The organism is Mesonia algae (assembly GCF_003253545.1).
In the GTDB taxonomy this organism is placed as follows: domain Bacteria; phylum Bacteroidota; class Bacteroidia; order Flavobacteriales; family Flavobacteriaceae; genus Mesonia; species Mesonia algae.
In genome coordinates, this window is record NZ_QKYV01000004.1 from 19,800 (window position 1) to 41,712 (window position 21,913).

Below are 21,913 nucleotides of genomic sequence, written 5' to 3' on the forward strand. Positions count from 1 at the left end.
TTGAAACCATCTAAAAAAATATGGAGTTAATAAATAATAATCCTTATCGAATTGCAGGAATTTTATCTAATGCGACAGCAAGAGAGTTACAGAAGCAAAAAGCTAAGATAAAAGCCTATGTAAAAGTGGGTAAAGAAATTAAATCTGATTATGATTTTCAAATTCTTGAAAGTATAAACAGAACGGAAGATTCCATTGATAAAGCATTTTCAACTATTGAACAAAACCAAGATAAGGTAAACTTCGCTCTGTTTTGGTTTTTAAATGAAAACCCTTTTGACAGTACGGCAATTGAATACTTAAAAAATGGAGATGCAGAAAAAGCGGTTGAGATTTGGGAAAAGATAACCAACAACAAAGAAGTAAACGTTAAAAATTTCTCTTCATTCAATAATTTAGGAACATACAAAATTTTAAGCAGTAATACATTCGATATTAAATTAGGGATAGAAGCCAAAATAAAACTAATTGAGTCGGAATATTTTGAAAATTTTGTTCATTCTGTGGCAGACGAAACTTTTACAATTAACCCACAAAAACAATCTGAAAAATTAATTGATGGATTGCTTAGACAGTTTAAAAACCAGTATTCAAGTTCAGAAACTTTACAATTGTTCAGCGGTTGTAATGGAACAACTCAAAAATACCTTTCTAAAAAATTTACAGAAGAACCCTTACACAAAATCGAAAACCAAATTGAGAGTTGCAAAAAAAGCCGAAAAGCTAACAAAGCTAATGCTTATGAGTTTGGGTTAAAACTCTACTCCAATACGAAAGACGATTTAACACTTCTCAAATCATTACTCGGTACTAGCGACTTAACATACAAGACAGTTGCAGACCAATTAGCTAATGAAATCCTGCAATGTGGAATAGATTATTTTAATGAAAGTCTTCAAATTGATTCTAATGAAAACTATCTTGAATCATCTCAGAAACTAACAAAATTAGCTGATTCGATTGCTGTCGGAAAACTAACGAAAGATAGAGCAAAAGATAGTCTAGCAACTCTTGCAGATATGAAAGACCAAGAGGTTAATCAAGCAATTGATTTGCTAAAATCTATAAAAGATGCGTACAAAAATAATGAAAGGCAAATATTACTACAAGTAAAAGAACAACAAGCCTCTATGGGGTATGGTCAATCTATAAACTGGTCTAAAGTTACTGAGCTGATAAGAAATTCTATTGATTGGGATAAAGCAATAGAACTCCTTCAAAACACCATACCGAGAGATAATATTAGAAAAATTAAGAATGTTCAAAATGCCTCTAAAGTAAATGAGTATAAGGAGTTAGTTGACTTTATATTAGATAAACTCAGTTATTCTCGTAAAAGCAGTATTGAATACCTGCAATACTGGAAAACAACAAACAAAACAAGTAGCTCGACCACGAGGGAAACAACTTCCTCAAGAACATTAGCTTCCACCCATTATTCGAATGATGAAGGTATTCCTAGTTGGTTAAAATGGGTTGGCGGTATTATATTATTTATCATTTTAATCAAAGCCTGTAATTAAAAAAAATATGAAGAAATTTATACTCATAACACTCTTTTTTGGAGCATCAAATCTTTTTGCACAACAGCAACAAGATTCACTTTTGGTAAAAGAAATACCAACAATAAAGAATAATGTATTTATACAAAGGCAAGAAATAGATGATTTGACTAAAAGATTAAAAAGTCAAGAAATTATAAATGGTAAACACAACCGATCTATTAATTCGCTTCAAAATGAAAATCAAGATTTAAAAGCACTCAATGATAGTCTGTCTCAACTTATCACGCTTAATCACCAGAATATAACTTCAAATAGTAAAAATATTATAACTAATTCAACAGAATTAGGAACTAAAATTAAACAAACTGGAGAAAACGCAAATTCTAAAATTACTGAATTGGATAGCAGTTTAGACAAAAACCGTTTGTATTGGATCATTGCCACTTTGGTAACTCTTTTATTAGGTGGTTTGGTGTATTGGTTATTGGGCAAACGTATCAAATCAAGTAAGATTGATGTGGAAACTCAAATCAGAAATACCAAAGCTTCATTAGAAGAAGAAAGTGTGAAATTGGATAACAAATTAGTTGAAGTTTTAGAAACACAACTAAAACTTAAACAAGAAGAAACCAAAGTACAGCCCACAACAGCAAATGAAAAAGCAGACCATTTTCTAGCGTTAAAAGTGGCAGATGAAATTATAAGAATACAAAAGAATTTAAGCAGAATGGATGAAAGCACAAAAGGTTTAAAACAGTTAAACTCTTCTGTTAAACGTATTCAAGACAACTTTGCTTCAAACGGTTACGAATTAGTTGAAATGCTAGGTAGAGAATATAATGAAGGAATGAAAGCAACAGTAAACTTTGTTCAAGATGAAGATTTTGAAGAAGGAAAAAGGTTAATAACCAGAATAATAAAACCGCAAGTGAATTATAGGGGAACTATGATTCAAACAGCACAAATTGAAGTTACAGAAGCATAAAACATTGAAAATGGCAAGAACAAAAATTGATTACGGAATTGACTTAGGAACAACTAATTCCGCTATTTCTAGAATGGAAAATGGAGAACCAACCATAAAAAAAACAGACACTTTAAAAGACACAATGCCTTCGTGTGTTTATATAAATAAGAAAAAAGCAATACAAGTTGGAGATAGTGCTTATAATGCTCTAAAACGTGATAGATTAAAATCAATGAAAAATTGGAATTCTGAAAATTCTAATGCTTTCATTGAATTTAAAAGAACAATGGGAAGTGATAAATCCTATTCAAGCTCTAATCTAGATAAGGAATTAAGTTCTAAAGAATTATCGGCAGAGGTATTGAAAACATTAAAGTCTTTTGTTAAAGATGAAAACGTCAATTCAATTGTTATAACAGTTCCAGCAGCTTTTAAAAACAATCAGAAAGAATCAACAAGAGAAGCAGCAAAACTAGCAGGATTTGACCATATAGAATTATTACAAGAGCCTGTTGCCGCATCTATGGCTTATGGTTTATTTGAGAGTTCAAAAGATAAAAAAGATGGTTTTTGGCTTGTATTTGATTTTGGTGGAGGAACTTTTGATGCAGCACTTTTAAAAGTTGAAGAAGGAATAATGAAAGTGATTGATACCGAAGGCGATAACTATCTTGGTGGTAAAAACTTAGATTTCGCAATTGTAGATGAAATCATATTGCCATATATAGAAGAAAATTTTGTTATTGATTCCATTTTAGCTGACGATGCAAAAAAACAGTCACTTCGAAATTCAATGAAATTTTATGCGGAAGAAACCAAAATAAAACTATCGTTCAATGATACACATAATATACTTTCAGATTTAGGAGATATTCCTGGAGAAGATGATGAAGGAGAAGAATTTGAATTAGATATTACTGTTACACAAACTGACATATCAAATGCGCTATCGCCTGTTTTTCAAAAAGCTATTGACGTTAGCAACAATCTTTTAGAAAGAAATAATTTAAAAGGATCATGTTTAGATTCTTTAATACTTGTTGGTGGACCGACATTTTCTCCTGTATTGCGCAAAATGTTAGAAGCACAAATTTGTAAACCTGATACAAGTGCAGACCCAATGACTGTAGTTTCAAAAGGTGCAGCTTTGTATGCTTCAACGGTTAATATTTCAGATGAAGTAAGAGAACAAACAAGAGATAAAACTAAAATTCAGTTAGAAATAGCAAACGAATCTTCAACTGTAGAAACGGAAGAATTTGTACCAATTAAAATTTTAGCCGACAAAACAGAAGGCGAAATTCCTGAAAAAGTATTTGCTGAAGTTACAAGAGGAGATAAAGCTTGGTCTAGTGGGAAAATTGAAATAAATACTATTGGCGAAATTGTGGAAATTCAATTGAACGAAGGCAAAACAAATATTTTTGATGTTGTTTTATATAACGACAAAGGAGATATTTTAGAAAGTGAACCCTCAAGTTTTAGTGTCATTCAAGGTTCAAAAATTGGTAGTGCCACTTTGCCGTATAATGTTGGAATAGAATTAAAAGACAGAACCACAGGAAAAGTGCGTTTCAAAACTATCAAAGGTTTGGAAAAAAATCAATCAATTCCTGCAATTGGAACAAAGAATGGATTGAAAACTCAAAAACAAATTCGACCAGGAATGGATTCCGATTTCATTAAAATACCAGTTTATGAAGGAGAACACGCTTCAGAAGGTACAAGAGCTATTTATAATGAACACGTTAACACTATAAAAATTACTGGTCTTGAATTACCTTCTTTATTACCTGAAAACAGTGATGTAGACTTAACTGTAAACATTGATAGGTCAGAAAAAATAACTGTTACCGCCTATTTCCCTTATTTGGATTTTACCCACGAAACGGAAGTTGAAAGTACAACAAAAGCCACAGATGCAAATTCGTTAGAAAATGAAATTCGAAAAGCAAAAGGAAGTTTAATAGAGTTAAAGGAAGAAGGGAATTCTGATACTATGAAACTTCAAAAAATTGAAAGTGAATTACAGGGGATTGAAAAATTGTTTGATGCAGATAAGGAAGGAAATAAAGACCAAGTTTTGAATGAATTAAGAAAGTCGTTAAAAACAATTGATGAACTCAACGACACCACAGAATGGCCAAAATTGGAAGAAACTTTAAAGGAAGAATTTTATAAATTAGAAAAAGCCAATACTGATTTAGGTAATGAAAAGACTACACAAGTAGTAAATCAATTTCGTTCCCAGTTAGATCAAGTTATCCCTTCCCAAGATGTCAAAATTGGAACTGCACTTTTAGAAGAAATGGATATGTTCTTTTTTAAGCTAACTGAAATATATCAATTTATGGGAATGATTAAAAACTTCAATAATAATTTTGGTAGTTACTCTTGGAATAACCCTACTAAAGCAAGGCAATTGGTTAATTCAGGAATGGATAAAATAGCAAACAACCCAGATAAAGAAGAATTAAGACAAATTCTAATTTCACTTTACGATATGTTACCAAATAATGAAAGACCAAGTGGAGATGATTCAGTATTAGTCGGCTAAAAATTAAAAAAAAATGTATAAATATATATTAACGTTGGTTTTATTTTTAAATTTAATTACAGTTTCAAATGCTCAAAGCTATTTGGGGTATGTAACTAAACAAGTAAACTTTAGAACTGAGTCAAATACTACTTGCAAGGTTATTTCTTCTTTACCAAGGGGAGCAGCCTTATTTGTTATCTCTAAAGATAAAATCAATGGTTTTTATCAAGTTTTAGATATTGACACTAACAAAGAAGGTTTTGTTCATTCGAGTTTTGTTCAACTCGATAGAATATTGCCAAAAAATAAAGATGGAATCTTTACACCAGTAGGGAAAACTAGTTCAGAAAAACCAGTCATTAAAATTTTTAATAATACAGTTAAAACTTTAACCTTAAAGTTAAACGATAAATTATATTCTTTTTCTCCAAAAGAGAGAAAGACTTTAACACTATCTTCTGGTTCATATTCTTACAGAGCTTCTGCACCTGGAGTGTTACCTGACTATGGTACCGAGTTGATGAAAAATAGCTTTGAATATGAATGGAGTTTCTATATTTCAACAACTAGAAATTAGATGATTAATACACAAAACATATTATCCAAAGGTCAAAAAATAGGCGAGAAGTACACAGTAACTTTCTTTCTAAAAAAAGGAAGTTATGCCGAAACCTATCGAGTCAAAGACCCAGAGGGGAAAACTAAATTATTAAAACTGTTTTCATTTTCAAAATTGGATAGAACCCAATTTGATGAAAATAGTAATATTTTAGAAATTGAAGTTTTAAAGAAGATAAATCACCCTAACTTGGTTAAGTACCGCGATAGTGGTGAGTTGCTTTTAAAAAATCAAAAATATGCTTTTGTAATTCTCGATTTTATCAGCGGTGAAACATTAGCCGATAAAATGAAGCGAGATAATACGCTTAATTTATATGAAACTAAAGATATTATTTCAGGCGTTTTAAATGGATTGAATTATTTACATCATCTAGAAAACCCAATCATTCATAATGATATTACGAATCTGAATATAATGACAGATTTATCAGGTAAAGTAACGGTGCCAAGAATAATAGATTTAGGTTATGCACGCTATATAAGTCAATCTAACAAAGACTTTTTAAAAGATGGCTTAAACCCTTTTTATCAAGCAAATGAAAGCTTTAATAAAATTTTTTCAGTTCAAAGTGATGTATTTTCTGTAGGCGCATTGTATTATCATTTATTAGAAGGTTTACCACCTTGGTTTGTAGAAATATCTAAATACAAAGCAGATATAATAAGATTAGAAGATGCTGTTTTGGAAGAACGTAAAAAAACTTTAAAATTTGAAAGGAATATAGATGAACTAACAAAACAGAGCATAACTAAAGCTTTACAACCGAATACAGAAAATCGTTTTAAAAGCGTTAAAGAGTTTATTCAAGCTATTAACGGAGAATTAGAAATACAACAACTTTCAGAAGCAAAAGAAGTCTCCAAACCAAAAATCAGGGAAATAAAAAACGGACAGGGTTTTAATGCAATTGCAGGAATGCAAGAGCTAAAAGAAACGATACAATTAGATGTTATTGACGCCTTGAATGATAAAAAACGTTATGCAGAGTATGGTCTAACGATTCCAAATGGGATGTTACTATATGGTCCACCAGGTTGTGGAAAAACTTTTTTTGCAGAACGAATGGCAGAAGAAATAGGATTTAATTTCTATCAAATAAAACCTTCTGATATTCAAAGTAAATTTGTTAACGCTTCACAAGAAAATATTAAAAAACTCTTTGACGAAGCTCGTGAACATGCCCCAAGTATCATTTTTATAGATGAATTAGATGCAGTAGTTCCTAACCGAAATAATACTGGTGTAAATCATATGAATACAAGTGTGGTTAATGAGTTTTTGGCACAAACGAATAATTGTGGAGATGATGGCGTTTTTATTATTGGAGCAACAAATAGACCTAATTCAATTGACCCAGCAATATTAAGAGCAGGACGTTTAGACAAAGTAATTTATTTGCCACCACCAGATTTTGAAGCACGTGAGTTAATGTTTAAACTGTATTTAGAAAACAGACCAAGAGAGGTTGGTTTAGATTATTCAGCTTTATCAACCGCTACAGAAAACTATGTTTCAAGTGATATCAAATTTTTGTGTGATGAAGCATCAAGAAAAGCACTTAAACTTAAATCTAGAATTTCAAAAGAAATTTTGCTAGAGACTATCGAACGTAATAAACCCTCAATTTCTCTTAAAGAATTACATGGTTATATTACTCTTCGTGCACAAATGGAGGGTTTATCAGAAAATACTAACAACCGATCACGAATCGGGTTTTAAGAATAATTAGATATGAAGACAGTAAATTTTGACAAACTATTACTCAAGACAGCGTTTTCTTGTATGGCTTGTGATGGAGATATTGATAAAAATGAGATAAAACTGATCAAGAAGTTACACAGCGAAAACAAAACTTTTGGTGAAATAGATCTAAAAGCAGAATTAGATATTCTACTAGCTGCAATAAATAAAAACGGGCGTCAATTTTTAAAAAGTTACTTTATAGAGCTTACCAATTTTGAATTATCAGAAGAAAACGAATTAAAGCTAATTGAAGTAGCCATTGATACTATTAAAGCAGACAAAAAAGTTGAATATAGCGAAATTAAGTTCTTTAAGGTCATTCGTTCAAAATTAAACATTGAGGACGGACCAATTCTTGAACAACATCCAGACTTTGAAGATTATTTAGAACAAGATATAATTAGTGAATCTTATTTGTCAAAGCTTCAAGAAGACTTTTTTGATACTCACAGTTACAATAAATTTGAACTGATTGATGATGATATTTTAATGAATTTGAGAGAGAATAATGAAAAAGATTGAAACAATAATAAAAATAATATTAGCTGTTTTAATGTTCATTTGCTTATTGGATATGCCTTATGGTTTTTACCAATTTGTGAGATTTATAGCTTTATTAGGGTTTGGAATTTTAGCTTATCATGCAAGTCAGCAGAAAATACAAACTGAAATGATTATTTACGCTAGTTTAGCATTATTGTTTCAACCCTTTGTAAAAATAACACTGGGAAGGGAAATTTGGAATATTGTAGATGTAATAGTTGGCATTGGGTTGATTGTAAATCTGATATTTAAAAAGTGAAATTATTGTTTAGCCGTAATAAAAACTATATTTAATATATAAACAAAAGGGCAACTTTCGATAGGCTACGTCAAACTATACTTGAATGCTTAGAATTAAATAGAGCATTTCAAATAGTTCAATTCAACTCTTGACATTCGACATTTACTGTCATGCTGAGCTTGACTCAGCATCTCATCCTGTTTAATCCAGTAAACAATGTCAGTTCGAGCTCGCCTGAATGACTAGTCGGGCAGGTGATCACCGAAATGCAATTGAGGGGATTGTATCGAGAACCAGTATTAAGTTCCTAACCCTTCTTATCCTTGTCATTTCGAAGAAGGCACGACTGAGAAATCTTATTATTATTTTGTTTTATTTTATAAGCATGGATCAAATAATGCATTGCTTTTTATTTATATCCTTTACTTTTTCCCATCGCCGGAAAAAGTAACAAAAAGGTCTAGGCTTACGAAACTATTCTTAAATTTATCAACCGAGATCTAAATTTTAGGAACTCCCTGCGGTCAAACAGCCTAAAATTTTACGACCATCGATTTTCAAACCTGCCAGACGAGCAGGCTGGTTTCACAGAATATCTTCGATATGCCACATAGACTATACTTGAAAATTTAGATTTAAATCTAACATCCAAGGGAGTTCAATTCGACTCTCAACAATTGCTGTCATGCTGAACTTACAAAAACGTCATGCTGAGCTTGACTCAGCATCTCATCCTGTTTAATCCAGTAAACAATGTCAGTTCGAGCCCGCCTGAATGACTAGTCGGGCAGGTGATCACCGAAATGGAATTGAGGGGATTGTATCGAGAACCAGTCTTGAGTTCCTAACCCTCCTCATCCTTGTCATTTCGAAGAAGGCACGACTGAGAAATCTGTTTAAAAAGGAGTTGGGTTTCTTATTCATAGATTTTCATGAAAAAGAATATTTACACGAATCGATTGTGAGGAGTGTCCACCTATCTTGATCATGAAAATATAAATCTGACATCTCATCACTAATATAAATGTAGAAGCTTATGAATCTCGGTTTAATTTATTGTTCAAAATCTAAATTTTAGGAACTCACTTGCCCCAAACAGCCTAAAATTTTACGCCCTTTTCACTTTAAACCTGCCAGACGAGCAGGCTGATTTCACGAATAATTTTCAATAGGTGTAATGGTTTTAAGGTATGTTTTATTAACTGTAGGTGTATGTTTTAAAATATACTACTTCCAGCAAAAAAAAAGAGGAACAGTAAATTTTTACCATTCCCCTAAATTTAAATAAGCGTATTTATTTTAGCCTCCTTGTTGAGTACTATCGATCACTGTAGGAGGAATATCTCCTTCTTCATCACAACATTTTGTTGCTCTCGGATTTTGTTGTTCATCCATCTGTTGGGGTGTACATGAAAATAAAGTGATATTGAGGAAAACCGTAACTACTATTACATATATTTTTTTCATTTTTGTTTGAATTAAAGATTAGACATAGGACCATCCTCCTCCTTTTTAGGTGGTTATTAGAATGGTAGGTAAGAACAGGACGTCTCTATTCTTGTTGAGAAGTAGCGTGATTAAGCAAAGAGCAAATACTTCTCTACTTTGCCTTTTACGTTAATCACGCAGTTGTATATGATTTTCGCAAGCCTCTGCGATAAGGCACTAATCATAGACAAGACAAATAAAAAAAATGATGATGTAACTATCTGGAAATTAGCTGGAAGAGTTTTGGAAAATACTTGGAATTCAGATTTCCAAGTCAGTAATAAAAAATTGAAGGGAAGAATATGGCACATAAATACTTAATCATTAAAGCTTTTGAAAAGGCGTTTGTAGAATTGGAGCAACAAGGCATAAAAAAGCCTTCCAAACAAAAAAGAGCTGAACTGCTTTCAGATTATGTGAAAGAGGTCAGTGATTTTCATTTAGGTGAAAAAACCTACCGTAATTATTATAATGATGCTGTAAAAAAATTAGAAGAAGTAGATGATATCCAGATTAATTCTGAGGTAGTAGCTGGACTTTGTGCTTATTTAAATTATAAGTCTTATCAGGAGTTTTTAAAAGAGACCCCACTACAAATAAAAAAATCTAAATTTCAATTACTTAAGCCGCATCAAAAATATTCGTGGGTTTTGGCACTTATCTTGTTATGTGTTACTTTTTTTATAGTTGCTTATTGGACACATCCAGAGCAGCGCTGGATGATTTGGAATGAAGATCATTACGAGGAAGTAAATTTTGATCCGAAAATTTATAAGGCTGGTATGCTAGAAATCTATCACGAAGAAAATCTCAACAACTTTAAAAAATTAAAGGTGAATTGTGATACTCGTTTTTTCTCGGCAGAAGGTGATGTAATGGTATGGTATGGTAAAAGTAAGGAGGGTGCACTAGAATGTTTTACAGCTCCTGGTTTACATCCTAAAACAGGGAAGACTCTTAAAAAGATCACTCATTATATGATTGATAAGTATATTTGTTCTTCAGATTTAGATGATCTGAAATAGCCAAACATTTAAGCATTTAGAAAGTTTTATTTATGCTAGCGTTTTCTAAAATCCCAAGGAGCCATAGGAGATTCAAGTCTCCATAAACCTAAGTTATGTTGGGAAGCTTCTTTTTCTAAGGTTGCATAGGTAGTATTCTTAGAGTACTTCTTAAAATGCCACGCATAACCTTTTTTTACCATTTCTTGATTTACATTGATACCATTTGCATTTATAATCTCCCCAATAATTCTACCACCCATATCAAATTCTGCACGAGTAATTAAAGTAACTTCTTGCCCTAAGCACAATTCTTCCAATACCTGTTTTGCCTCTATTCCATAGGGTTGATTTCCTCTAATCTCTGGAGCATCGATATGTTCAAAACGAATCATTAAGGGGAGTTCATTATTATATAGCATTTCTGCAGTATCGCCATCTACCACACGTAATACTTTTCCATTTAAATGATAAATAGAGTCTCCCTTGTATTGGATTCCAGAAGTAGTGGAATCTTTTGTATTTAGAGGACTTTTACAGCTTATGATTAATGAAAGTAAGCCATAAATAATAAACTTATAAGTCATTTTATTTACATTTATTTTGGTCAGCACTAAAGTCTATAAATATACTTACAATAAGTCCAATTCCAACGATCACATCTACAATGTTCCAAATTTCCCTACCAAGAGCTACTTTAAAAAACGGTTGAAAGAGTAGGACAAGACTGGCGTAAATGATTACCGCAGTATTCTTATTTTGAACATTAGCCTTATATGCAAAAACACCAAAAATTACTAATGCAAGAAACCTCACAAATTCGTAATATCCATAAGGCATATCCAATAGACAAACAAAAAATAATACAGCTAAAGCAATTTTTAAAATAGGTTCTAAATATCTCATTCTAAAATGCTTCTTCAGAATTACTTGGGCGTGTACTAAAATTTCCGTTTTGTTGTAAAATCAGTTCATATTCTAAAATATTATTACTTAAACTTTGAGGACTATCTTTTCCAAAATGTTCATCAGCAATAAAGCCACCTTTAAGAGTACCGCAATCAGTTTCTTTCATAACTTTATTAGGGTTCCATCCTCTACCATAGTAAAAGAACGCCTGATATGTTCCATTTGGAAATTCAAATGTATATTGACTTCCAGCATTTATATAAGCGTGTCTAAATACTTTGTTATTTTTCTTAATTGTAACTACTACATCTGAATTAGAAGGTGTTCTCACTTTTATTTGTGAACAGCCGTAACTTGAGCAAGATTTATTTCTTCCAAAACAATAAGAATAAGGTGTAGAGCCTGTATATAAGGATTTATTTATGTACTTATCATAAAGTTCTTGCTTTTTTCTTTGTGCTTCAAGTTCGGCTTCGCGCTTTATGCGTTCAATTTCTTCTCGTCTTTCACGTTCTATACGGTCTTTTTCTTCTTGAAATGCAAGTTCTTCCGCTTCTTGTTGGTGTTGGGCTTCTATTTCAATTCTTTGCTGTTCTTCTTTAGCCTCACGTTTCTTTTTATCTGCTTCACTTTCACAACTTGTAAAAGCGATAATAGTAAACAACAAAATTATTTTTTTTATCATGATTATCTCTTTTTTCTATAAGTCCACGGCTCAATTATGTTCGGATCACTCCACATTCCAGTTTTTTTACGGCGTGCCTTAGCCTCAAGCTTATCATAAGACATATCAGATGAAAACCTTTTAAAATGCATACCCAGACCATTTTCAACTATCGCTTTATTAAGGCTTTTACCCTGTTCGTTATAAAGCACAGCAATTAATCTTCCCCATCTATCTTTTTTTCCTTTTGAAACCACACGAGCATTTTGTTGAAAAATAAAATCTGAGGTGAATTGTTTTGCCTTAGCACCAAATGCTTGTTTTTTCTCCGGACAATCAATATGTTCCAGACGTGTTATTATTTAGTCATTTCATGAGCGTTTGTTTCAGGAAGAGGAAGACTTGTGCAAGAAATTGGCTTTAATTACAGTATACAACAAGCTATTAAAATAAACTTTTGCCATAGCAAAATCAGGGCTCCTTTATAATGATTCTCGTAGAAGTACTTTAATGAGAAATTAATTAGTTTTTACTTGTTTTTCACCACAGTATTTTTTGAGCATAGTTTTTTTAACAAATATTTCTCCAAACTTATATTTAAAACCCAAAATTGTAAAAATTCCAATTTAGACAAAAATGAATTCATCGACAGGTTTAAAGCCGTCCATTTTCTTAAAGTCCATTCTATGTTCAAAATTAGACATACTATCAGAAGGGTCAAGCAATTCAAAATTCAATTCAGCTAATTTTGAGCGATTGATTTTTGCAGAAACTATTGTTTTTTCTTCGTGATTTCCCGTTGAAGTATTCATTACTGAACCTTTAGCGTTTACTTGCACATTATCAATTACTGGCAATAACTGAAAGACTTCTTTTGATATTCTTAATATGCAACTACAAACGTAATCTTGATAAATTTCATTAAATCGAGAAGTTGGCATTTGTTCTTCCTTAACTTCGACACCTTTTCTTATCGTCTTTTTTGTGGTATTAGGTATCACTTCTTCACTATGCACGAAGTAGTCAACGTTGATTGAATTTGAATTAACGGTAAAAGAAATATCAGAACCGTATTGATTTACATCCCTAAAAGGATTGAAAAAGTTAATTGCATAAGTATAAGATTGTGAATTTTTACTTTCAATTCCTTTTGCAATTTCCAAAACCTTCTTAAAATCTTCTTTTTCGGTTAAATATTGTTGGTGTAATTCTTCTTGTTCTGTAAGATTTTTTTTAATCAATATTGATCTGCTATATTCAAGTTCCTCAATTTTATCTTCAAGCGCGACACCAACATTAAAATCTTTTGCACCTTTTTTAATTAAATACACTCCCATAAAGATAATAGCAGAAAGAATTAAAATAAAGTATTTTGAAAACCCGGACAATGATGTAGAATATATTGCGCCCATTAAACATAAAAGTCCTGTTATTACAAAAAATGTTTTATTGCTTGCAATTTTAAAAATCCAAGAATATTTTTTCTCATAGAGTTTGCCAATAACTAATCTCGCTAATGAAAGTTTAGAATTTCCCTTTGCTTCTGTGATTTGGTCATCTATATAATCATTTGTGAATTTTGTTATTTCCTTCTTTAGTTCGCTCGAAGTTTGAACATACTCAGGTTCTTCACTTTCAAGTATCTGTTGCCAATTCATTTCTTTAGAATAATCTTTGTGAACCGACTGAATTACATTTATATAATTGTTGTGGTCTTCAACTTCAGAATTATTGGACTCGATCATTTGCTGTTTTTCTCTTTCAGCCATTGCTTTCTCTTGTTGAGCCAACCTTTTATCACGTTCCCGTCTGTTACGTTCAAGTTCTTTCTGTTGCACTCTATAATTTTGTGCATTATCTCTTTCAACTCTTGCTTTTTCTCTTTCTCGTGCGTGAATTATTTTGTGAGGTGTTGCATGTCCATCTCCAAAGACTTTATTGCTAACCCATTTTCCTGTACTTTTTCCAATTTCTCTCGTGAATGTTTTTCCGAATGTTCCCATTAATTATTTCTTATTTTGTTTGGTTTTAATTTTTTTTAAATAAATGCCAACGGTCTAGTAATAGTAGCGGTTTAAAAAGCACTAACTTTTCGGTTAAACAGAGACCTTATTTATATTTACTTACTTTCGTTTTAGTGTTAAAATCGCTAATATTTTTATACATTGTTTTAAGTTAGCTTTCCACGTCTTGCTTGGTTTTTCCGAAGTTTAAATGCTTGCTAGAAAGTGAGCGTTGGCAAGAAATTCTCTTTTACAGTATTTGATGATGCGTTGGCTGGGGTAAATTGCAAATGTGTATTGCTTTTACCAAGTTTATTTTTCTTAAATCCAAAATTTAGATTTTTGATTTTTAAGAAGTATGACAGGGTAGGCAGCAGTAATAACAACCGTTAGTTTGATTGTAGTATTCTTTAGATTTTTGTACAGCACTATCACAATTACTGTATTTTCCTAAAAGAATTAAATTTTTATCATTGGGTAAGTGGCTACACGATTCGATATGTACTTCGTGATCGCCGTTTGTTTGTGCATTTTTATTTACATAATAAGTTTTCATAAGAAATGGTTTTAGAATGAGGTGGAAAATTAAATGTTTTGATAGTGAGTTAATTACGGTTAACCGTAATTAACTCATTTATTTAAGCCCATTTATTCTAGGCTAGTACCATCTGTGAAGATTATTTTTTCAGGAGTCCATACGATGATAAGATCATCTAAGTCTTTAGATTTAAGTATATTATCTTCATCTTTAAATTGATTATAATCAGTGGTGTAAGTTCCTTTGTAAGTTTCACCAGCAGGAATAGGATCATCTATAGTTAAACTAATGGATTTGATTTCTTTTTCAAAAAGATTTTGAATAGATAATGTACCTGTAAAAGCTCTTATATCCTGAGCTGCTTTATTTTCAAAAGCAAGACTATAGGTTAAATACTCTTCATAATTATATTTTTCGTAACCTTTATCGTACATAGCTAAGGTAAGTGCTGTATTTAAGCGTTGTCGCTTTTCCTCTTCTTCTTTTTTAGTTTTTTTAGCTAAAATTTCTTCTTCTTTTTTGTAGTCTTTAGCTTCCTCTAAAATTTCTCCATACGTTTTTCCTTTTAAGTCGATATCTTTAAATTTTGCACGAATCATCCAACCTGCCAACAGTTGAGTATCCTCCTCACTTAAACCTGATTCTTTTAGTGCTTTCCCGTCTTCTTCGAGCATATCTTCGTTGTATTCTCTATCTAAAGGACCAGAGCAAGAAACGATAAGGCTAATAACGAAGAGTAGTAAAATTTTTTTCATGAGCTTCTAATATTTAATGAATATTTGTTTTTGTAAAAATTTAAAATATTAGGAAGTAATCCTTACGGAATACCGTAATGTGTTGAATTTGAGTAGTGAGAAGCGATCTTTGATGAGAAATAAAAATAGCCCTATGATCAATTTTGACAAGATAGTAGAGGAGAGGTAGAAATCTATGTTTAAATTTTTAGCAATAGATATATGAGATTCATCATAAAACTATTTTAGGCCAATACAACATTGATTTTTGAATGGCTGTTTGTAACTCTATTCAGCATAATACTGTCGAGATTATAAATTTAAATATGGTTTCCCGTAAACAGCAATCAATTAGTTTAGTTAGTATTGATGTTGTGTAGCAATACCTATAAGATCTTTCTTATTTATTAAAAACCATTTAAGTATAGTATGATATCAACAGTTTTAGGATTAAGTCAAATAAATAAACCCTAAGTTTTATGAAGAAAAAGTTAAATAAAAAAAAGAAAACACTTGAAGATTTAAAAAAGTTTTTACTTGAAAATGATATCCCTAAGCTAAGAGGAAAACCACAAACTTTTTTTGGGATAGCTAAGCAACCGCATTATGAAGATGTTCTTACTAATTGGTATGCTTTTTTCTTAGATGAAAATGAAGAGCATAATTTTCATGATCTTTTTATACAATCACTTTTAGAACTTATTCAAGAGAAAATTGGAGATATAGAATCAAACACACAACAAAAAAAAGAATTAAGATTTGATACGGGTTTTACCTGTGTGACTCAAAAAACTACACTTAAGAACGGCAGAATAGATTTAGTAATAGAGTCTACAGGTGCAGCCATTATTATTGAAAACAAGGTATATCATTTCTTAGCAAATGATTTGGAAGATTATTGGAGCTCAACCCAAAAGCAAAGTAAAAATAAAATAGGAATCGTCTTAACTTTACAACCTAAACCATACATAGATCATCCTCACTTTATTAACCTTACTCACGTAGAGTTACTTGCTAAAATCTATAATAATATAGGAAGTTATCTGGTAGAGGCAACACCTAAATATATAACTTTTTTAAATGATTTTCATCAAAATATTATCAACTTAAGCGCACCTGTAATGAACCCAAAAAACTTAAATTTTTATTATCAATTTCAACAAGAAATTAATGAATTAGTCACTTATAAAAATAAGGTTAGAGAATATATTGAAGAAGAAATCAAGAAAAGCTTTTCTATCTTAACAGAAAAAGAAAAATTAAATGTAAAACTCAATGAGTCTAAAGGAAATTTAGGAAAGCGGATTACCTATTTTGAACATAAAGAAAATAAAGACCTTATGTTTACTATAAGTTACCATGGCTTACTAGAAGAAGAGCATTTAATCAGGTTAATTGTAGAGCTTAAGGGAAAAGCTTTAAAAAATAAAGAGGTCTACGGGAAAATTAAATTTAACGATCAAGAAAAGGAACTCATTAGTGATAGTTTTTATACCTCTACAAATAAAGCTTACGCACATTTCGCAATTGAAAAGTATCATTTACAAGAATCTGAAATAGAAAATTTAGGAGAGTATATTGCAGAAAAATTAGAAGAGAAAGGTTTTATTTCTATCTTCAAAAAATTAGAAGCAGAGCTAGAAACCGCTTAATCTCACTACTTTTTTCTATTTTTACAACAGCCTATATAAAACATATATACAATACATGAATTTAAAACTAGATACGCTCGAATCCTGGTTATGGGAGTCGGCTAATATATTACGTGGATCCATAGATTCGTCGGACTTTAAAAATTACATTTTTGGTCTTTTATTTTTAAAAAGAACCAACGATACTTTTGAAGAAGAAGTAGAGCAATTAATGGAAGAAGATGGTAGTAGCCGTGAAGATGCAGAAGACGACACTTATTTTGCCTTACCGCCAGAGGCACGTTGGGAGTATCTAAAAACAGTAACCGAAAATATAGGGATAGAACTAGACAAAGCCTTTGCTGCCATTGAGCGTGAAAACACCTCTTTAGAAGGCGTGTTAACCACTACTAAGTTTGGTGATAAAGACAAACTATCAGACGATGTCATTAAACGTTTACTCAGTCATTTTAATCAATACTCGTTGCGTAATGCAGATTTAGCATCGCCGCATATTTTGGGAGATGCTTATGAGTATTTGATAAAACAATTTGCAGATGATGCAGGTAAAAAAGGAGGCGAATTTTATACCCCTCGTGGTGTGGTGCAGCTTATTGTACAACTTATAAAACCACAACCCAAGCAACGGGTTTACGACCCAACAATGGGGAGTGGTGGTATGCTTATAGAGGCCGCCAACTATATAGCTCAATTACCCGAAGGTAAAGTAGGTAAAAATATAAATGTTTCGCTTTACGGTCAAGAAAAAAACCTAAGCACTTGGGCTATAGGTAAACTAAATATGTTGCTGCATAATTTTACCGATGCTAGTTTAGAGAAAGGCGATACCTTGGTAACTCCCAAACATATGGAGAATAACGATTTAATGTTATTTGATAGGGTAATTGCTAACCCTCCATTTTCTCAAGGCGAATGGTGGACTCCTGCCGAAACCAATGTAGAAGTAAAACTAGATAAAGACGGTAAAGAGAAAAAAGTAACCCCAAAATATAACACCCAGGTTACAGATCCTTACGGGCGTTTTCAATATGGTATTCCTCCAAGAGGGTATGCAGATTTAGCTTTTTTACAACATATGATTGCCGTTTTAAAACAGGACGGTAAAGCAGGTGTGGTCTTACCGCACGGCACACTGTTTAGAGGTTCTAGCGAGGGTAAAATACGTAAAGCCTTATTACAGGCAGATTTGGTAGAGGGTATTGTAGGTTTACCGTCTAAGTTATTTTATAATACAGGTATTCCTGCTTCTATCTGGATTATTAATAAAAATAAAACCGAAGCTCAAAAAAATAAGGTAGCCATTATAGATGCTAGCCAAGCTTTTAAAGAAGGCAAAAACCAAAACAGCTTAGAAGAAGAGCATGTGGCTAAAATTGTAGCCGCTTATAATGCTTACGCGGAAGTAGATAAGTATATGCGAGTGGTAGATGTAGAGGAGATTGCAGAAAACGACTATAACCTGAACATCTCTCGTTATATAGATACCACAGAGCCAGAACCAGAAGTAGATATTGCTGCGGTAAAAGAAACCATAGCCAACTTAGAACAGCAAGAAGCCGACATAGATAAAAAACTAAGTTCATTTTTAAAGGAGTTGGGAATATGAAAATTGAAAATGAAGCAATTCCTGAAAATTGGGAGGTAATTAAATTCAAAAATAATGTAGGACTTCTTGGCGGATATCCATTTGACTCGAAGAAATTCAATGAAGATGGGATAGGTTTACCATTAATCCGAATAAGAAATATTTTGAAAGGCTATAGCGAGACTTTTTTTAATGGAGAATATCTTAAAGATTATCTTATAGAGAAGAATGATATCTTAGTTGGAATGGATGGGGACTTTCATATTAGCAGATGGCAAGGTAACAAAGCACTTCTTAATCAACGAATTTTAAAATTATATCAAATTCCTAATAGCCAAATTAACTTAGATTTCTTTTATTATTTAGCTCAACCATTTTTAGATAGGGTTCATTTTAGGACAGCAGGAACTACAGTTAAACATCTTTCAAATAAAGATTTTTACAATGCTAAATTTAAACTCCCACCCCTCCCAGAACAACAAAAAATAGCAGAGATATTAAGTACGGTAGATGAGAAAATAGCGGTCATCGATCAACAAATTACAGCTACCGAAGAACTTAAAAAAGGCTTAATGCAACGCCTGCTCACTAAAGGCATCGGGCATACCGAGTTTAAAGACTCACCCCTTGGGGAAATTCCTAAAAGTTGGGAGGTGAGAAAGTTGGAAGAAATTGCAGAAATAAAAGGAGGAAAGAGGCTTCCAAAAGGAAAGTCATTAATAGAAACAAAAAACTCACATCCATACATAAGAGTAGCTGATATGAAAATGGGAGGTGTAGATATTTCTAATATTTTATATGTTCCTGATGATGTATTTCCAAGCATAGCAAGGTATATAATTAATAAAGGGGATTTATTTATAACCGTAGCAGGTACATTAGGTTTAGTTGGGGAAATTCCTGAGGGGTTAGATGGTGCTAATCTAACAGAAAATGCAGATAAAATAACAAATATAAAAGTAGATAAACATTTTTTGTTATATGTATTATTGAGTCCAATTATTCAGAATGCAGTGGAAAGAGAACAAACAAATAATGCACAACCCAAGTTAGCATTGACAAGAATAAGAACATTTAAAGTGCCAGTTCCTCCACAAGTTGAACAGCAGAAAATTGCAGGAAGTTTAAAGTGTGTTTTTGAAAAGATAGAGAATCAAAAAGACAAAAAACAAGCTTACTTACAACTTAAAAAAGGTTTGATGCAGCAATTGCTTACGGGTAAAGTTCGGGTAAACCAATTGTTAGAAGCTTAATGTAGTTATGGAAGAAAACAGTCATTTCGATAAAAAATCCTTAAAACTTATACAAGGCAGTAAAGCCAACTGGCAGGAACTTGCCAAAGATTGTGTTTGTTTTGCCAATGGCGTGGGTGGTGAAATACATATAGGTATTGAAGATGATAAAAAACTTCCAGAAGCTACACAAAAGATTTCCCCTTCTTTAGTAGATAAAATAAATAAAAAAATACCGCAGCTTACTTTAAATGTGGGGATTATTCCTACCATAGCAACGGCAGAAAACGGGGGAGAGTTTGTTAATTTAAAAGTATTACAAAGTAAACAAACCATAGCTTGCACTTCTAACGGTAAATATTATATGCGTGTAGCAGATGAATGCAGACCATTAATGCCAGAAGATATGTCTAGGGTTGCTGCAGACAAACAAGCCTTTATTTGGGAAGAAAAAGTAGTACGTAAAGTAAAGTTAGAAGCTGCAGATTATCAAAAAAGAGATACTTTATTATCAGATATTATAAACTCAGAACGGGTAAGTGGTTTTGTAAAAGATATGTCTAGGGAGGAGCTACTAGAATATTATTTATTAACTGCAGACGAGTATTTAACCAATTTAGGTGTTTTATGGTTTGGTAGTAGAAAAGACAGAGCTTTACTGCATTATGCACCTACCATTCAGTTTATTAAATATGATGAAACAGGTAATAAAATAAATAAATTACTTTGGGATGATTTTACAAAAAACCCAAAAGAATTATTAAATGAAATTATAGCTCTACCAGACTGGAAAGAGTCGGTTGAAATTTCAGATGGTATTTTTAGGAAAACAATCCCTAATTATGATATAGAGGTAATACGAGAGATTATCGCCAATGCGCTAGTGCATAAAGTTTATACCATGCGTGGTGATATTTTTATCAATTTATATCACGATAGATTAGAGGTGCATTCACCTGGCAGATTGCCTTTAGGGGTAACGCCTTCTAATATTATATCTAAATCTGTACAACGTAATCAACATTTATCAAAGATTTTTCACGATTTAAAACTGATCGAGAAAGAAGGTAGCGGTTATGATAAGGTTTTTGAAATACAGTTGTTTAACGGTAAACCAGAGCCTATTGTAGAAGAATGGGATGATCGGGTAATTGTTACTTTAAAAAAACAAATTATAAGTAAAGAAGTAGTTAGGCTAATGTCTAACGTAAATGATGAATATAATTTAAACCAAAAAGAAATTATTACGTTAGGCTTAATTGCACAAAGTGGTGTTTTATCTGCAATTAACTTGTCTCGTAAACTCTCGTTAAGAAATAAAGATTCTATTAAATATTGGTTGGGGAACTTACTTAAAAATGATATTGTATTAAGTAAGGGTAAAACAAAAGCTACCGAGTACTATGTAAACCCAAAGTTATTAAAGAGTGTCGATTTTAAAGGAAAAACAGATTTAAAAAAGATTGAACCGCACCGTTTAGAACATTTAATTTTAGAAGATTTAAAGATATATGCTCCAGCAGCTAAGGCTGATATTCATACAAGAATAGGTTTAGAGATTCACGAAAAGAAATTAAAACGTTCTATAGATAAATTAATAGAAGATGAAAAAGTTATAAAAATTGGAGAAAAACGAGGTACACAATATAAGTTATCGGACAAAAAGCAATAAATAATCCATCAATGTCCGATAAAGTGTCCAATAAAATGTCCGATAAAAAGAAATATAGTAGTGAGTTTGCCAATTATATTTATCGAACAAAATGTAATAAATAGTCAACAAATGTTAGTGGTAATAAAACCGAAAAAACAATAGCTTTCTGTATAATAAATAGACTGTGAGGGTTTTAAAATAAAATAAGAAATAAAATTTACGATTTGATTTCTACATCTTATGCAGATTTTAGGAGAAAGAGAATCACAAAATATTTTATCGACCAAAAA

19 protein-coding genes are annotated in these 21,913 nt (G+C 31.7%); 12 read left to right on the top strand and 7 right to left on the bottom strand.

The window, feature by feature from the left end:
• The first annotated feature begins 20 nt into the window (after positions 1-20).
• The 8 genes from LX95_RS07515 (at position 21) to LX95_RS07555 (ending at position 10,673) form a co-directional block, all read left to right on the top strand.
• Positions 21-1,523 carry a hypothetical protein gene (locus LX95_RS07515; RefSeq protein WP_111540836.1) on the top strand — a complete coding sequence of 501 codons (1,503 nt, stop codon included), beginning with the start codon at positions 21-23 and terminating at the stop codon, positions 1,521-1,523.
• A 7-nt stretch (positions 1,524-1,530) separates the two neighbouring features.
• Complete coding sequence (locus LX95_RS07520; RefSeq protein WP_111540837.1) at positions 1,531-2,490, top strand: hypothetical protein; 960 nt, start codon at positions 1,531-1,533, stop codon at positions 2,488-2,490.
• A gap of 10 nt (positions 2,491-2,500) precedes the next feature.
• The gene (locus LX95_RS07525; protein WP_111540838.1) at positions 2,501-5,029 is read left to right on the top strand and encodes an Hsp70 family protein; all 2,529 of its coding nucleotides are present in this window, start codon (positions 2,501-2,503) and stop codon (positions 5,027-5,029) included.
• Positions 5,030-5,042: 13 nt separating this feature from the next.
• On the top strand, positions 5,043-5,588 hold the full coding sequence (locus tag LX95_RS07530; protein WP_111540839.1) for an SH3 domain-containing protein: 546 nt from the start codon (positions 5,043-5,045) through the stop codon (positions 5,586-5,588).
• Complete coding sequence (locus tag LX95_RS07535) at positions 5,589-7,352, top strand: AAA family ATPase (RefSeq protein WP_111540840.1); 1,764 nt, start codon at positions 5,589-5,591, stop codon at positions 7,350-7,352.
• Between the two features lie 12 nt (positions 7,353-7,364).
• Positions 7,365-7,898 carry a tellurite resistance TerB family protein gene (locus tag LX95_RS07540; RefSeq protein WP_111540841.1) on the top strand — a complete coding sequence of 178 codons (534 nt, stop codon included), beginning with the start codon at positions 7,365-7,367 and terminating at the stop codon, positions 7,896-7,898.
• Positions 7,894-8,178 carry a DUF6804 family protein gene (locus tag LX95_RS07545; protein ID WP_111541148.1) on the top strand — a complete coding sequence of 95 codons (285 nt, stop codon included), beginning with the start codon at positions 7,894-7,896 and terminating at the stop codon, positions 8,176-8,178. Before LX95_RS07540 ends, LX95_RS07545 begins: the two co-directional genes overlap by 5 nt.
• Before the next feature lie 1,772 nt (positions 8,179-9,950).
• Positions 9,951-10,673, top strand: coding sequence for a hypothetical protein (locus tag LX95_RS07555; RefSeq protein WP_111540843.1), 723 nt, complete (start codon positions 9,951-9,953; stop codon positions 10,671-10,673).
• A 35-nt stretch (positions 10,674-10,708) separates the two neighbouring features.
• Here the strand turns inward: LX95_RS07555 and LX95_RS07560 are convergent, their stop codons facing one another.
• The 7 genes from LX95_RS07560 to LX95_RS07590 form a co-directional block, all read right to left on the bottom strand.
• Positions 10,709-11,239, bottom strand: coding sequence for a thermonuclease family protein (locus LX95_RS07560; protein ID WP_111540844.1), 531 nt, complete (start codon positions 11,237-11,239; stop codon positions 10,709-10,711).
• Between the two features lies 1 nt (position 11,240).
• Positions 11,241-11,558, bottom strand: a complete 318-nt coding sequence (locus tag LX95_RS07565; protein WP_111540845.1) for a DUF6804 family protein — start codon at positions 11,556-11,558, stop codon at positions 11,241-11,243.
• A gap of 1 nt (position 11,559) precedes the next feature.
• A complete protein-coding gene (locus tag LX95_RS07570; protein ID WP_111540846.1) occupies positions 11,560-12,246 on the bottom strand; it encodes a hypothetical protein in 687 nt (228 codons plus the stop codon).
• A gap of 2 nt (positions 12,247-12,248) precedes the next feature.
• Entirely contained in the window at positions 12,249-12,587 is a 339-nt protein-coding gene (locus LX95_RS07575; protein ID WP_111540847.1) for a thermonuclease family protein, read from the bottom strand.
• Positions 12,588-12,851: 264 nt separating this feature from the next.
• Entirely contained in the window at positions 12,852-14,228 is a 1,377-nt protein-coding gene (locus LX95_RS07580) for a hypothetical protein (RefSeq protein ID WP_111540848.1), read from the bottom strand.
• 349 nt (positions 14,229-14,577) lie between these two features.
• Complete coding sequence (locus LX95_RS07585; protein WP_111540849.1) at positions 14,578-14,784, bottom strand: hypothetical protein; 207 nt, start codon at positions 14,782-14,784, stop codon at positions 14,578-14,580.
• A 92-nt stretch (positions 14,785-14,876) separates the two neighbouring features.
• A complete protein-coding gene (locus tag LX95_RS07590; protein ID WP_111540850.1) occupies positions 14,877-15,521 on the bottom strand; it encodes a hypothetical protein in 645 nt (214 codons plus the stop codon).
• A gap of 458 nt (positions 15,522-15,979) precedes the next feature.
• Between LX95_RS07590 and LX95_RS07595 the strand changes: the two genes are divergently transcribed.
• From LX95_RS07595 to LX95_RS07610, 4 genes are read left to right on the top strand one after another with little or no spacing between them, the layout of a single operon-like run.
• The gene (locus tag LX95_RS07595) at positions 15,980-17,152 is read left to right on the top strand and encodes a PD-(D/E)XK nuclease family protein (RefSeq protein WP_111540851.1); all 1,173 of its coding nucleotides are present in this window, start codon (positions 15,980-15,982) and stop codon (positions 17,150-17,152) included.
• A 55-nt stretch (positions 17,153-17,207) separates the two neighbouring features.
• On the top strand, positions 17,208-18,758 hold the full coding sequence (locus tag LX95_RS07600) for a type I restriction-modification system subunit M (RefSeq protein ID WP_111540852.1): 1,551 nt from the start codon (positions 17,208-17,210) through the stop codon (positions 18,756-18,758).
• Positions 18,755-19,990: a restriction endonuclease subunit S gene (locus tag LX95_RS07605; RefSeq protein WP_111540853.1), complete on the top strand. Its 1,236-nt coding sequence runs from the start codon at positions 18,755-18,757 to the stop codon at positions 19,988-19,990. Before LX95_RS07600 ends, LX95_RS07605 begins: the two co-directional genes overlap by 4 nt.
• A 7-nt stretch (positions 19,991-19,997) precedes the next feature.
• Positions 19,998-21,641, top strand: coding sequence for an ATP-binding protein (locus LX95_RS07610; protein ID WP_111540854.1), 1,644 nt, complete (start codon positions 19,998-20,000; stop codon positions 21,639-21,641).
• Positions 21,642-21,913 lie beyond the last annotated feature (272 nt).

Bases quoted from the DNA above. Each gene is read 5' to 3' on its own strand.
- LX95_RS07515 (WP_111540836.1), top strand. From the start codon at position 21: ATGGAGTTAATAAATAATAATCCTTATCGAATTGCAGGAATTTTATCT.
- LX95_RS07520 (WP_111540837.1), top strand. From the start codon at position 1,531: ATGAAGAAATTTATACTCATAACACTCTTTTTTGGAGCATCAAATCTT.
- LX95_RS07525 (WP_111540838.1), top strand. From the start codon at position 2,501: ATGGCAAGAACAAAAATTGATTACGGAATTGACTTAGGAACAACTAAT.
- LX95_RS07530 (WP_111540839.1), top strand. From the start codon at position 5,043: ATGTATAAATATATATTAACGTTGGTTTTATTTTTAAATTTAATTACA.
- LX95_RS07535 (WP_111540840.1), top strand. From the start codon at position 5,589: ATGATTAATACACAAAACATATTATCCAAAGGTCAAAAAATAGGCGAG.
- LX95_RS07540 (WP_111540841.1), top strand. From the start codon at position 7,365: ATGAAGACAGTAAATTTTGACAAACTATTACTCAAGACAGCGTTTTCT.
- LX95_RS07555 (WP_111540843.1), top strand. From the start codon at position 9,951: ATGGCACATAAATACTTAATCATTAAAGCTTTTGAAAAGGCGTTTGTA.
- LX95_RS07560 (WP_111540844.1), bottom strand. From the start codon at position 11,239: ATGACTTATAAGTTTATTATTTATGGCTTACTTTCATTAATCATAAGC.
- LX95_RS07565 (WP_111540845.1), bottom strand. From the start codon at position 11,558: ATGAGATATTTAGAACCTATTTTAAAAATTGCTTTAGCTGTATTATTT.
- LX95_RS07570 (WP_111540846.1), bottom strand. From the start codon at position 12,246: ATGATAAAAAAAATAATTTTGTTGTTTACTATTATCGCTTTTACAAGT.
- LX95_RS07580 (WP_111540848.1), bottom strand. From the start codon at position 14,228: ATGGGAACATTCGGAAAAACATTCACGAGAGAAATTGGAAAAAGTACA.
- LX95_RS07585 (WP_111540849.1), bottom strand. From the start codon at position 14,784: ATGAAAACTTATTATGTAAATAAAAATGCACAAACAAACGGCGATCAC.
- LX95_RS07590 (WP_111540850.1), bottom strand. From the start codon at position 15,521: ATGAAAAAAATTTTACTACTCTTCGTTATTAGCCTTATCGTTTCTTGC.
- LX95_RS07595 (WP_111540851.1), top strand. From the start codon at position 15,980: ATGAAGAAAAAGTTAAATAAAAAAAAGAAAACACTTGAAGATTTAAAA.
- LX95_RS07600 (WP_111540852.1), top strand. From the start codon at position 17,208: ATGAATTTAAAACTAGATACGCTCGAATCCTGGTTATGGGAGTCGGCT.
- LX95_RS07605 (WP_111540853.1), top strand. From the start codon at position 18,755: ATGAAAATTGAAAATGAAGCAATTCCTGAAAATTGGGAGGTAATTAAA.
- LX95_RS07610 (WP_111540854.1), top strand. From the start codon at position 19,998: ATGGAAGAAAACAGTCATTTCGATAAAAAATCCTTAAAACTTATACAA.